Origin of the sequence: Proteiniclasticum sp. C24MP (assembly GCF_043951855.1) — a bacterium.
Classification (GTDB): domain Bacteria; phylum Bacillota; class Clostridia; order Clostridiales; family Clostridiaceae; genus Proteiniclasticum.
Window position 1 is genome coordinate 1 of the sequence record NZ_JBINJW010000024.1, and the last position, 12841, is coordinate 12841.

Genomic DNA, 12841 nt, shown 5'->3' on the forward strand with positions numbered 1-12841 from the left:
AGTAGAATCTTCCGTTGCCCCACACCGTTTTCTAAAATAACATGGATATTACATGAAAAAGGAGTGCAATAGACTATCTTTCCTCCCACTCTTTACATACATCCACCCATTCCAGCGCACCTGCATATCTGAAAAGTTCCTCCGGAGCAAGCTCAATGGCACTGTTGGCACTGCCGCAGGCAGGAAATACACTATCATATCTTTTCAGAGACAGATCCAGAAAGACCAAAGCATCCTCTGGCACTGCAAAAGGACAAACCCCGCCCACCGCATGGCCTGTGAGCTTCTCCACATCTTCTGCTCTGACCATTTTCGCTTTTCTTTCAAATCTTGCCTTGAATTTCCTGCTGTCCACCTTGGCATCTCCTGCCGTGACCACAAGAATGGCTCCCTCTTCCCCGTAAAAGGACAGGGTTTTTGCGATTCTTCCTGGAATGACACCTGCAGCTTCCGCTGCCAGCTCCACGGTGGCACTGGACACGGCAAACTCCATGACCTTCTCCTCCATGCCCAGCTTTCTGAAATACGCCTTCACTTCTTCTATCGCCATGTATTCTTCACACCTCATATCTTCTTTTCTTCTTTTCTTCTTTTCTTCTTCTATTCTATCAAAAAAAGCGGCATAAAAAAGAAGAACAGCATACACCGTTCTTCTCATTTCTCCAATCAGACTCTATCCGCTTCTAACTTCTCTTATTTCACGATCCATCCACCATCTACCGGAACGATGGCTCCATGCATGAAGGAGGATTCCTCGCTCGCAAGAAACAGTGCGACACTGGCAATTTCTTCAGGCTGTCCATATCTTCCTGCAGGCACGGATTTCACCGCTTCCATGACATCAGCTGATCCTTCTTCAAAGATTTCTTTGGTCATACCTGTTTCCACCGCACCAGGTGCGATGGCATTGACCCTGATTCCTTTCTTGCCGTAGTCAAAGGACAGCTGCTTCGTATATCCCGCTATGGCATGCTTGGCCGAAGTATAGGCTGCTCCTCCTCCACCTGCCACAAAGGCTGCAATGGAAGCGATGTTCACGATGGTTCCTTCTTCTCTTTCAATCATCTGTGGAAGCACTGCATTGGTCATGAAGTATACACCTTTCAGATTCACGGACATGATCTTGTCCCAGAGCTTCTCCGGCGTATCCAGTGTTGGTTTGTAGTCATCAAGAATTCCTGCTGTATTGCTTAAAATGTCTATCTTTCCATATTTCTCCAGTCCCTTCCTGACGCCTTCCTCCACGCTGCTTTTATCCGATACGTCGATTTCAACAGCAAAGGCGCTGCCACCGTTTTTCTCGATTTCTTCCACGGTTTTGTTCAATCCATCCTTATTGATGTCAGCTGCAATGATTTTCGCACCTTCTTCGGCAAATAGGATGGCCTGGGCTTTCCCCATTCCGGAACCTGCACCAGTAATCAGCGCGACTTTGTTTTCAAGTCTTTTCATCAGTATATTCTCCTCTCAGATTTAATTTTAATACTATACTACTATTCTATCATCAAATATCAAGACACAAAGATAACATACTATATACAATCTCTAAATAACTTTATGATTCATTAATATCCTGTTCACGCACTTCAGAAATTCTTTCCCGGATAAACCGGTCGTCAAGCAGATTTTGTATTGATTTTCAAAATTGTTGTATTGCATGAAATTGTAAACAGGGATTGTAAGCTTTACAATAGGTATATGAGTTATCGAAAATTAAATCCGGTTATTAAAAAATTTATACTGATCGTCTTTCTTTATGGACTGACCTCTGCATCCTTCAACGGATTCTTTGGGATCTACATCAAGGAAATCGGTTATCCTGAAAGCGTCGTGGGCAGCATCCTGTCTCTGAGGAGATTATCTGTAGGGATCTTCACCTTTTTGATCGCTTTCATTGCAGGCAAGCTCGGTCATAAAAGAACGCTGATCCTCGGCCTTTTCACTGTAGGCATCACAAGCATTCTCATCGTCATGGTGGAAAACATCCGACTCATGGAAGTCATCTCGGTGCTTTTCGGATTCGGTCAGGCAGCCATGCTGACTGTGGAGTCTCCTTTCATCTTCAATCAGACCAGCGGGGAAGAAAGAGTCCATGCCTTCAGCCTCACCTTTGCCACAAGAAACGCGGCATTCATGTCCGGTTCCCTTCTCACAGGATTTCTGGCTGACATCTTTGCGACCAGAGTCGCCACGGATGCCATCGCCATACGCTATGCGCTCATTGCCGTCAGCATCCTGAGCCTTGTGGCCATCATTCCCTTAAGTCTCCTGAAACCGAAACCGGTGAAAAGAGACAAGCAGCTGAATCTGAAAGAGATTCATTCCTTCTTCACGAAGCAGAATATCATCTTTCTTACATACACAGGCCTCATAGGCCTTGGTGCCGGACTTGTGGTTCCCTTCTTCGGCGTCTACCTGAAGTACATGCTGGAAACCACGGAAAGCCTTGTGGGACTGATTCTGAGCTTTGCGCAGCTGGGCACCGTTTTCGGTGGACTCAGTGTCCCTTACTTAAGCAGAAAGATCGGTAACTATAAAACCATCGTCATGACACAGATCTTAAGCATTCCACTGCTCATCGCCATCGGGTTCCCCCAGGGAATCGTCATTGTGGCCATCGCCTTCTTTCTTCGAAGCTCTCTCATGAACATGGGACAGCCGCTCATAAGAAACATCGCCATGGATATAGTGGAAGAACAGCAGAGGCCCTTCATGAGCGCCATGCGCGTCATGGTCAACAACATCGCCCGTGCCTTAGGCATCTACGTAGGTGGCGGCATGATGGAGCGCATCAGCTACAATGCTCCCTATGCCTTGACCATCGTCTTCTACCTGATGGGTACACTCCTGTTCTATCTTCTCTTCAGAGAGAGGATGAAAGAAAAATCGCTCCCCATGAGTGCATAGCTCCCATAGCTAAACTCATATTAATAAAAACCCACTCGTCATGAGTGGGTTTTATTGTGCTTTGAGATTTCATTATACTGACCCTGAAACCCGGAGATACTGTTCCAGTTTGAATCCGCAGATGAGCCGGAAGATCTCTTCATCATCCTGAAGATCAAGGCCGGTGAGATCAAGAATCCGACTGATTCTGTATGAAAGACTGTTTCTGTGAATAGAGAGTATTTCTGCCGCTTTGATCATATGGCCACGGCATCGTGTGAATACGCAAAGCGTCTCATAAAGTTCACTGTTATGTGCCTGATCATGCTCTCTAAGCGTTCTTAATGCAGGATGAGAAAACTGAAAGAGCTCTCTTTCTTTCATTTCACTGATCATGACATAGAAGCTGTACTTTTCAAAATACATGATTTCATCCTCTACACGCAGTCTCTCTCTGATTCTGTAGAGCTTTATGCATTGCCTGTAGACCTCCTTCAGGTTCATGATATTCTCACAGGGTCTACTGATTCCTATATGCTCCACACCCTTATGAAATAAGGAAAGAAGCCTCTTCTCCTCTTCTGCTTTCAACTTTCCATCTTTCTGGATGCGCACAATAAATACCATCTGATTCTTCTCTTTCAGATAGGATGAATCTGGCAGTATCCGCAGGATCTGTTCCTTGAGGAATTCAGCTGCATGAATACTGTTTAGGTATTCATTGGGTCGAACCACAAGGCACGCCACCTTTTCCGGAAAATCCATCCTGCTGTTTTTCATGCGTATACGAATCAGCTCCTCCTCTCCACCATGAAGAAGTTCATAGAGCAGGTTTTCTCTCTGAGAACCAAAAATCCCTCTGTGCTTTTCCGAGCGTTGGAGCATTTCACAGACAGCACTGCCAAGATAGGGAAGAAACGCTTCTGCCAGGGCTTCTTTCGCTTTGTTCTTTTCCAGCAGAATCACATATCCTACCAGATGATTTTTCCAGAAAATCTTACTGCACAATTTCCGGTAGAGAGAAAACCGGCAGATCACTTCAAAGGCGGTGGAATTGCTGGGAAAGGGTCCCTTTTCCTCTAGTTTCTGCACTTCTCTTATAAATTCATAGGAACAGTATCCTCTTTCCAGATTCTTCTTCCAGATGGGATCATCAATGGAATCCGCTGAAGACACATCCAGAATCTTGAATCCTGAATCAATAAGGATAATTGGATTTTCCAGTTTCACCGAAACAGAAGCAATCATCTCCTTCAGATCATTGGCTTTCATGGTCAGTGCCATGAGCTCAGCCATTTCCGTTCCGGTTCTTTTTTCCTCATGCAGAATGTTATTTGCGGCCTGAAGAGTTTTCAGAATCTCCATTTCACTGACGGCTGCATAGCTTTCAATGTTCCCTGTACTTTGAATCTCACCTCTGCATGGTGAGAGGTCATCCTCATCTTCTCTTCCCTTTTTCAGCCCGAGAAGCAAATTCCTTTTCTCTGGCAATTTTCCTTCTCTGCTTTTCTGCCAGGAGAAAAAAGTATCCGAAGGTGCAACATAAAGCACCTTTTCTCGAGCTTCTGCCCCTGCTTCCAGAAGTGCTATTTCTTCAATCTCATCTTCCTCTCGGATCCGTGCGTCCAGAAATACCAGACCGTAGTCATTTTCCAGACGATTCTTAAGCTGACTGAATCTCATATATCCTCAGGCTCCTTTCCGTACCGGTAGCCTTTGTGCAAATAGCACAAAAGCTTTGCATTTATTCTTGCATCATTCATCTATCCCTATATCGCACCCTTTGTTATTATTATAACAGACTATTCATGAATTGTCAGTCAGCGCTTTACTGTTTAATAACAGATGCGCATTCCGAAACGGATATTGCATCTGCACTTTCCTTCTGCCATCCCCGCAACACTAACAGTTATTGTTCAGAATGCCTGAACTAATCAGAAAACCTACTATAAGGAGTGTATTATGAATTACGAAAAGTTATTTGAAAGAGGATCAATCGGCAACGTCCATCTGAAAAACCGTGTGGTCATGACCGCTATGGGTGTGAATCTGGCGAACTCCATGGGAGAAGCCAATGAGGTCATCACGAAATACTATGAAGAACGTGCTAAGGGAGGCGTGGGTCTCATCATAACAGAAATCGCCAGAATCGATGACGAGTTTGGGGTCGGCACACCGAATCAGCTTTCTGTCACTGAAGGCAGACATATTCCTCATCTGGAGAGGATGATCGAAACCATCCAGAAATACGGTACAAAAGTCTTCATTCAGCTGCATCACCCGGGACGAGAAACCAAAAGCCATCTGCTAGGCGGAAAGCAGATTGTTGCACCATCAGCCATCATGTGTCAGGTGACTCAGGAAATGCCAAGAGCACTGACCACAGAGGAATGTGAAGGTCTCGTCAGAAAATTCATTAAAGGCGCCGTCATCGCCAAGACAGCAGGAGCGGATGGGGTTGAGCTTCACGTTGCTCACGGGTATCTGCTCAATCAGTTTGTATCTCCTTACAGCAACAAACGAACAGACAAATACGGTGGCAGCTTCACCAACAGACTGCGTATCGTATCAGAAATCATCACAGGCATCAAATACATGTGCGGAGCGGACTTCCCTATTTCTGTCAGAATCAGTGCAGACGAGTATGTGGATGGTGGGCTCAAGCTGGATGACTCAGTGAAGATCGCGCGCACACTGGAAAGCTATGGCATTGATGCCATCAATGTCAGCAGCGGAACCTATGAAAGTGCAACAACGATCATCGAGCCTGGATCCTATCCCCAGGGCTGGAAAAAACATCTGGCAGAAGAAGTCCGAAAAAATGTGAGGATTCCAGTCATTGCCGTAAACAACATCAAAGATCCGGAAACCGCTGAAAAACTTCTTGAATCAGGTGTATGTGATTTTGTGGGCGTAGCAAGAGGGCATCTGGCAGATCCTTACTGGGTGAAGAAAGCGAAAGAAGGCAGAAGTGATGAAATCAGAAAATGCATCGGTTGCCTGAACTGCTTTGCTGAACTGAATCAAGGCAGACACATCAAATGCAGTGTAAATGGAGCTCTTGGCAGAGAACTTGAATTTTCCTCACTGGAGAAGAATGGTCATGGTAAGACCGTTGCAGTGGTTGGCGGTGGACCTGCTGGTATGCAGGCAGCTCTGGTACTTGATCAGAAGGGTTTCCATACCATTTTATTCGACGAGAGAGAAAAACTCGGTGGCACCCTGAATGTTGCAGATAAAGCGCCCATCAAAGAAAAAGTACATCTCATGACCAATGGACTCATCCGTGAAATTGAGGAAAGCGGTGTGGAAGTGAGAAGGAATACGAAAGCCACAGTGGAACTGGTCAGAAGTCTTGATCCTGCAGGTGTGTTTGTGGCTGTAGGCGCCTCGCCTACCATCCCTCCTATTCCAGGTATTGATGGTGCAAACGTCATGAAAGCGGAGGATGTACTCACGGGAAAATCCACACCTCAGGGAAAAGTGGCTGTCATCGGTTCAGGACTGACCGGACTGGAAACTGCGGAGCTTCTGGCTGATCGAGGACATGCTGTGACACTGGTGGAGATGCAGAAGACCATCGGTCCTGGCGTCAATAGAACCATTCTTGCTGATCTCATGATACGATTTGGCAAACATGATCCGACCATACTGTCCAATCACAGGCTGATGTCCATCTCTGAGGACAGCATCACTCTCATGAATCAGATGACATCCCAGCTATCTATGGTGGAAGCCGACACCGTTGTACTTGCCCTTGGCGTGACGCCTAGAAGAGAAATGGTCCAGGCTTTCAGTGAATCCTTCGAAAACATCAGAGTCATTGGTGATGCTGACCAGGCAGGCCGTATACAAGAGGCCATCAAGGATGGATACACTCAGGCATTCGCCTTTACTACCTATTAGAGAAAGGAGTCTTTGAATATGAAAGAATTTAAAAATAAAGTTGCACTGATCACCGGTGCCGGCAACGGATTCGGCTTCGAAATCGCAAAAGAATGTGCAGAAAGACAGATGAAACTTGTCCTAGCGGATATTGATGAGAACGACCTTAAAGCGGCGGTTTCCTTTCTTAAAGAGAAAGGCGCAGAAGTCACAGGCGTACACTGCGATGTGACTCTTGATGCTGAAGTCCAGAAGATGGTGGATGTCGCGCTTGATACCTACGGGAGCATAGATTTTCTGGTCAACAATGCAGGCGTGGCCATTTCAGGTCCGGTATGGAAACTTCCTCTTCAGGACTGGGACTGGATCATCGGTGCGAACCTCATGAGTCAAGTATATGCCATGAGAAGAGTCATTCCCATTATGCTGAAGCAGAAAACAGAATGTCACATTCTTAATGTGGCATCCGTGGCAGGGCTCATCACTTCCAACGGTATGCCTGCATACCACACCACAAAGCATGCCAGTGTTGCACTGACGGAGAGCACCAGCTATGACCTGCAGGCCATCGGCGCCAATATCAGAATGTCCGTATTCTGTCCGGGCTTCGTCCAGACAGACCTGCACAATTATGAAAGACATCGTCCCGAAAGATTCATGGATAAAAGCGATCCATACTATAGCAGCCCGGATTATTACAGTGGTCAGAAGAAAGCGGAATTTGTCATCAGAACCGGCATGCCCATTGACAGCATCGGCATGAGTGTGCTCAACGGCATTGAAGAAGATCAGTTCTACATTCTTACCCATCCGATCTACAGCACACTCATCGGAAGAAGAGTGAAAGATATGCTGGAGGGAAGAGGACCAGATCTGAGTGTACTGAGAGGCTAGCTGAAAAAGCAGAGAAAAGGAAAAGACAAAAAGCAGTATGCCGTTGCAGCGCTATGAAATAGAGCAATGCAGCGGTCTTTTCCATTTCCGACTGGGCATATCACTTGTCATGCTCACAGACAGAAATCTAGACGAAAGAAATGAAGCGATCCCCTATAAAATGCAGCCTGGTTCCAAACCCAGAAGACGTTCAAGAAGAGAGCTGTTCACTCTGAAACTATGCTATAGATACAATGTGCTCCTCTTTTTCAGTTGCTATGGATTATTCAATCTTATCTATCTTTCATCATCTAGGACCCTGTCTATAGCTACACATACCACGAAGGTGTTTTCTTCTCAACAAGCAAAAAAACAGATACCGTCCATGAGGGATTTACCTGTTTTTCGCCGAGTTATTCATCCTAGCCACAGCTTATCTTTGGTTTCATTGATGCGTCCAGAAAAAGCGCTTGGAATTGTCTGTAGCGCATGAATTTTGATATCAAGTCAAGAAATCCTGATTACTTCAACTGTAATAATATCTGGAGTGTGCACTCCACAGTCTCAGTTTCAGCGTCCTGAAAATCACGCCATGCCCCTCATCATTGGGATGGATATCCACATTAAACGAATCGTCTGTGATATTGAACTCCACTACCTTTTTCGCTGTTATTCTAATGGCACTGTATACATCCACCACATTGTATCTGTATCTGAACTGGTATGCTCTGATGGAGAGGTTGATGCTGTGAATATATGGATTCAGAAGCATGGCTATGTCTGAATCCGACTCCACGGGACTGTACAGCGTACTCACATAGATTTCAGCATCTGGTGCAAGGGCTCTTATCTCTTTCAGGAGAAGCGGATAATACAGTTTAAAACTCGTGACATCCGATGCCAGAGCCAGGGTCAGGGCCATGCTCTCAGGTGATGTGGGGTCATTCAGCTTTTCCAGAATGGCAGCAATACGAGAGGGATCCGCATTCACAGCCTGATTCAGTCCTTCCAGTGTATCCGGCGCTTCGGGATAAAGCTGCTTCACAAGTCCTACGACCGCTCCTAGAATGTTGTTTCCTCCGATGTTCACAGTGATGATATCCGCACCGTGAATAAGCTCAGCATAATTTCGGTCTTTGACCTGCCTATACAGGTCTTCTGCAGTAAATCCAGGCACGCTCAGATTGAGATCGTTCACCATGGAATATTTGGGGTTGCCATCGAGATAGGTTTTGAAAAGTTCCGTGTATCCATTGCCGGGCGTAGCACTCATCCCATAGGAGACCGAGTCGCCAAGGGCAACATAGACAAGCTCCCTGGTATCTGCATGGACTGAAGCTGGTGCGCTGATACCAGAGGATGCAAAAAGAAGTACCGCAGCGGTAAAAATCGCCATGAATCTTCTTCGCTTAATGGACATGATATAGACCCTCCTTCAGATCGTAGAGCAACTTGATAATGAAAAAACTGCTGAAGCAAATTTTCAAAGGCACAACCATAAAATAAACAAGAAGCTGATCTCCCACGTGACAGATTGATGCAACTGCACTGTTAACCACTGATTGACTTATCTTTCACATAATTTCAATCCCAGTATATACTCAACACAAGAATTTTTGATGAAAAAAATGAAAACATATTTCTGTAATTCATTGGGCGCTTCGCGAAAACAGCATAAAAAGTGACCATACGAAGACTTTTCAGTCCCCTTATGGTCACAGTCTTCTGAAGAAATCTTACATGGTTCACTCCACCGAATTGGTGTGATTCATCTGCATTTCTTTCTGTTTCCCAGTAATCCCCAGCGTCTTTCTGGAAGAGTTCATCCTCCCTCTTTCATGCTATGAGAGAGTCGATTACCTATATTGTTCTGTTGCCGATCTGATTCTTCTGTCCTACACTACCCTTGTGAGCTTATCCTCTCCAGAGAATGATGGTCATCATCTTACTGATGATGCCGTCTTCCATTTCGTAGAAGCTGGCAAAGGATTCCTCACCCTGGTTGACGATTTCTCTTTCCACGAAAGTCTTTCCGTCTTCCCCGGTCTTTTCCGTCTCGATGATGAGATACTCCGCTTCCTCATTGGTTCCCATCTCCTCCGGCAGCTTTCCGGGTTCATACTCTCTTCGGATCAGCACCTGGTTGTCTGCATTCATCTCCACCACTGTGATTCTGCTTGGCGCATACATGAATGTATAGTTGATCTCGATATGAGATTCAAAAGACTTTGTCTCGCCGTTTTCCGTATAGCTCAGGGCCTGATCCGTCCGGGTGGAGCCTGATGTGCCTTCTCCTGTTTCTCCTCCCATGGAGAAGCCCATGCCCCCCGGCATAGCATAGACCACACCGTTTTCCTTCTGATAGACAGGATTCATATGCCAGGGACGTTCTGCTCTGTTTTCCGAGAAATAGATGGTTCCTGTGAGCTCGATTTTCTCCACATCTCCTGCAGTGATATGGGTGCTCAGATCGCTGATTTCAGGATCAGCCACAGAAGTGCTGTAGGTCTCATTCTCCTCTTCCATATGCATCACCGCCACAAACATGGAATATCCGTCGATCCCTTCAAACACGTATTTCTTACCTTCATAGGAAGGAATGGCATAATGAACGCCCTCACTCCTGTTTTCATATTCCTCCAGAATCAGTGCTCCATCTTCCATGTCCTCAAACATCTCCGGAGTCAGCTCCTGCTCTCCCCACAAGGAACTCATGGAGTCTGTAGTGATCAGCGCTCCGATGAGCCTGTCCTCCACAGAAGTTTCACTACCTTCCTCCACAGCCAGCTGACATCCTGCCAGAATCATCATCATGGACAGGAAGAGAGTCACAATTCCAGTCTTCCTACTCTTTTTCATTTTCATCATTCTCCTCCAGATTTCCATCGAATTTCAGGATGTCTCCCACGTCACAGCTGAGAAAGTAGCAGATTCTGTTCACGGTGCCGAAACGGATGCCCTTGGCTTTTCCGCTTCGGAGAATGGACAGATTCGCCTCTGTGATGCCTACCTTCTGGCAAAGCTCCTTGGAGGTCATCCCCCGATCTTTCAGCACCTCTTCCAGATGCACTGTAATCGCCAATATCCACACCTCCTAAATAAACAGATCATTGTCTTCCTTCAGTCTCTTGTTCTCACTGACGAACTGCGTAGCGAGAAGCACCCCTAGAACAAAGATCATGGGCATCACCGGAATCACAAGGGTTCCGTGAATAGACAGAATCTCCTTCATGAAGATCAGCTGCAGGATATGGATCCCCATGCCCGATAACACAATGGCGCCCATGACTTTCACGGAAAGTCTTGTGAGTGCTTGGGCTTTCTTCATCGTCTTCTCCGAGAATCTGTCTTTTCTGATCTCATCAAAGAGCCCCATGAGATGGTTCACAAGGAAGATGCTCAGAAAATAGGGCAGAGCCCTTACAAGGTGCTGAAGAAGGAGAAACACCTCGCTGAGGAACAGATTCTGGCTGGGATCCGTGTTTCCTGCAAGAAAGCTCTTCCTCGCTTCCAGATAGCCTCCAAAAGACAATCCGAATACGTTGAACACGAAAAGGATGTTCAGAAAACCAAGGAGCCACGCCAGATACTTCGATATCTCACGCTTCTCCGCGCCAAGAAAAATCCGTAGAGCCTTCATAACGATATAAGCGATCAGAACCGAGTAGACACTTCCTCCAAGGAAAGCTTTCCCCACAGGTGCACCTGCCGCACTTCCAAATACCATGCCCATTCTACCTGGATTGATCATGTAGTACAGAACAAGAAGCAGTACTCCACTTAAGAGCAGCAGCAGATACTCTTCCTTCTCCACCTTCTTCTTTCTGAATCTGTCCAGAAAAAACACTGCAGGGATAAAGCTCAGAAGAAGATAAAGAACCAGCGCCAGGATATTGCCTGGATTTCCAGAGAGGGACAGTTCTCTCAAAAGCTTTCCGATCTGTTCAAAAGGAAAGGCCATGAGGGAACTGAAGACTTCAGGCAGGCTTGCTTTCAGAAGGAAAAACGCCACTAGGAGAACCCCTTCGACTACGAGTATTTTCTTAAAGATATTCTGTTTCATACCATCCTCCATGAATTATTGTCTTACGATAATTTAATACCTGTAGTATACGCCATAAATTATTGTTTTACAATAATTTTGTAAAAATAATCCGTGAAATGAAAAAAAGCAGGCTCTTCGCTCTGCTTTTACCACACGTTTCATCATGCTGCTTCATTTCTGATCCGGCTCAAGGAAATTCAATACGGCTCCAAGGAGATTGGCGTCATTTCTGAAGGTGCAGGGAACAATGGACACGTCAAGAGCCTCTGCGCCCCGGTCCTTCAGATGCTGCACCACTTTCCCTGAAATGCGCTCTATGAGGTCTTCCCGGTCGGAAATCCCTCCCCCTAGAATCACAAGGTCCGGATTAAATGCCACAGAAAGATTGTAGATGCCCCTGGCCAGTGCATCCACGAGGCTTTCCACATGCTTCATCGCTGTGGGTTCCCCTCGGTCCGCTTCCCTGAAAAGAAGGGTGCCATCTGCAACATCCAGCCCCATTTCTATCCTGTAACGCTCCGCTGCTTTCACGGGACTGCCCAGAGCGCTTAACGTATGGCTCTCATCCAGCAGCATGTAGCCGAACTCCCCTCCGAATAGATTCTTCCCTCTGTGAATTTTTCTTCCCTGAATCACCGTGCCCCCAATACCGGAACCGATGATAAGAAAAAGCGCATGGTCCACATCTTTCGCGACCCCCTCATGAAGCTCGGCAAGGGCAGCGCAGTTGGCATCATTCTCCATGCTGACGGGCAGGTGAAAAAGCCCTTCCAGTTCTTCACGAATCGGAAAACCATGGATGTAGGATACTGCGCTGAGACCTCCGATGATACCCGTCTCCCTGTTCACTGCCCCCGGGCAGCTCATAGCGATGCCCTCAACGACCCCTCCCTGATCATGGATCTCTTTGACCTTCTCCATTTCCGCTTTCATGGCTTCCCAGGTTTTCGGGGTGGGAAAAGCACTCTTTCTTACCAGATGTTCTCCATCCCATAAGGCATGCTTCACACTGGATCCCCCGATATCAAATACTGTCAGTCTCATATTATTTCCCTACCTTCTCCTATTCTTCTGCATTCTTCCCTGCAATTTCTCCGTGGCCATGGAAACCTTACAGCGGGTCTCCAGGATCTTTCATTTCAGTATACCGAT

At 46.4% G+C, this 12841-nt stretch carries 11 protein-coding genes; 3 read left to right on the forward strand and 8 right to left on the reverse strand.

Annotated features, from left to right (window positions below; genetic code table 11):
• Positions 1-73 precede the first annotated feature (73 nt).
• Entirely contained in the window at positions 74-550 is a 477-nt protein-coding gene (locus tag ACHAL6_RS12800) for a YbaK/EbsC family protein (protein ID WP_395271103.1), read from the reverse strand.
• Positions 551-693: 143 nt separating this feature from the next.
• On the reverse strand, positions 694-1452 hold the full coding sequence (locus ACHAL6_RS12805) for a 3-oxoacyl-ACP reductase (protein ID WP_395271068.1): 759 nt from the start codon (positions 1450-1452) through the stop codon (positions 694-696).
• Positions 1453-1698: 246 nt separating this feature from the next.
• On the opposite strand from ACHAL6_RS12805, the gene ACHAL6_RS12810 reads away from it, so the two are divergent.
• Positions 1699-2907: an MFS transporter gene (locus ACHAL6_RS12810; RefSeq protein ID WP_395271069.1), complete on the forward strand. Its 1209-nt coding sequence runs from the start codon at positions 1699-1701 to the stop codon at positions 2905-2907.
• 72 nt (positions 2908-2979) lie between these two features.
• Here ACHAL6_RS12810 and ACHAL6_RS12815 read toward each other — a convergent pair whose 3' ends face one another.
• Complete coding sequence (locus tag ACHAL6_RS12815) at positions 2980-4569, reverse strand: PucR family transcriptional regulator (protein ID WP_395271070.1); 1590 nt, start codon at positions 4567-4569, stop codon at positions 2980-2982.
• Positions 4570-4848: 279 nt separating this feature from the next.
• Between ACHAL6_RS12815 and ACHAL6_RS12820 the strand changes: the two genes are divergently transcribed.
• Entirely contained in the window at positions 4849-6792 is a 1944-nt protein-coding gene (locus ACHAL6_RS12820) for an FAD-dependent oxidoreductase (protein ID WP_395271071.1), read from the forward strand.
• An 18-nt stretch (positions 6793-6810) separates the two neighbouring features.
• Positions 6811-7665, forward strand: coding sequence for an SDR family NAD(P)-dependent oxidoreductase (locus ACHAL6_RS12825; protein WP_395271072.1), 855 nt, complete (start codon positions 6811-6813; stop codon positions 7663-7665).
• Positions 7666-8170: 505 nt separating this feature from the next.
• Here ACHAL6_RS12825 and ACHAL6_RS12830 read toward each other — a convergent pair.
• The 5 genes from ACHAL6_RS12830 to ACHAL6_RS12850 all read right to left on the reverse strand — a co-directional run bounded on the left by ACHAL6_RS12830 (position 8171) and on the right by ACHAL6_RS12850 (position 12733).
• The gene (locus ACHAL6_RS12830) at positions 8171-9064 is read right to left on the reverse strand and encodes an SGNH/GDSL hydrolase family protein (RefSeq protein ID WP_395271073.1); all 894 of its coding nucleotides are present in this window, start codon (positions 9062-9064) and stop codon (positions 8171-8173) included.
• A gap of 494 nt (positions 9065-9558) precedes the next feature.
• Positions 9559-10503: a hypothetical protein gene (locus ACHAL6_RS12835; RefSeq protein WP_395271074.1), complete on the reverse strand. Its 945-nt coding sequence runs from the start codon at positions 10501-10503 to the stop codon at positions 9559-9561.
• A complete protein-coding gene (locus ACHAL6_RS12840) occupies positions 10490-10726 on the reverse strand; it encodes a helix-turn-helix domain-containing protein (RefSeq protein ID WP_395271075.1) in 237 nt (78 codons plus the stop codon). Before ACHAL6_RS12840 ends, ACHAL6_RS12835 begins: the two co-directional genes overlap by 14 nt.
• A gap of 12 nt (positions 10727-10738) precedes the next feature.
• Positions 10739-11707, reverse strand: coding sequence for a hypothetical protein (locus tag ACHAL6_RS12845; RefSeq protein ID WP_395271076.1), 969 nt, complete (start codon positions 11705-11707; stop codon positions 10739-10741).
• Between the two features lie 153 nt (positions 11708-11860).
• On the reverse strand, positions 11861-12733 hold the full coding sequence (locus ACHAL6_RS12850; RefSeq protein WP_395271077.1) for an ROK family protein: 873 nt from the start codon (positions 12731-12733) through the stop codon (positions 11861-11863).
• Between the last annotated feature and the right edge of the window lie 108 nt (positions 12734-12841).

Excerpts from the sequence above, each read along its gene's own strand:
- ACHAL6_RS12800 (WP_395271103.1), bottom strand. The coding sequence starts at position 550 with ATGGCGATAGAAGAAGTGAAGGCGTATTTCAGAAAGCTGGGCATGGAG.
- ACHAL6_RS12805 (WP_395271068.1), bottom strand. The coding sequence starts at position 1,452 with ATGAAAAGACTTGAAAACAAAGTCGCGCTGATTACTGGTGCAGGTTCC.
- ACHAL6_RS12810 (WP_395271069.1), top strand. The coding sequence starts at position 1,699 with ATGAGTTATCGAAAATTAAATCCGGTTATTAAAAAATTTATACTGATC.
- ACHAL6_RS12815 (WP_395271070.1), bottom strand. The coding sequence starts at position 4,569 with ATGAGATTCAGTCAGCTTAAGAATCGTCTGGAAAATGACTACGGTCTG.
- ACHAL6_RS12820 (WP_395271071.1), top strand. The coding sequence starts at position 4,849 with ATGAATTACGAAAAGTTATTTGAAAGAGGATCAATCGGCAACGTCCAT.
- ACHAL6_RS12825 (WP_395271072.1), top strand. The coding sequence starts at position 6,811 with ATGAAAGAATTTAAAAATAAAGTTGCACTGATCACCGGTGCCGGCAAC.
- ACHAL6_RS12830 (WP_395271073.1), bottom strand. The coding sequence starts at position 9,064 with ATGTCCATTAAGCGAAGAAGATTCATGGCGATTTTTACCGCTGCGGTA.
- ACHAL6_RS12835 (WP_395271074.1), bottom strand. The coding sequence starts at position 10,503 with ATGAAAAAGAGTAGGAAGACTGGAATTGTGACTCTCTTCCTGTCCATG.
- ACHAL6_RS12845 (WP_395271076.1), bottom strand. The coding sequence starts at position 11,707 with ATGAAACAGAATATCTTTAAGAAAATACTCGTAGTCGAAGGGGTTCTC.
- ACHAL6_RS12850 (WP_395271077.1), bottom strand. The coding sequence starts at position 12,733 with ATGAGACTGACAGTATTTGATATCGGGGGATCCAGTGTGAAGCATGCC.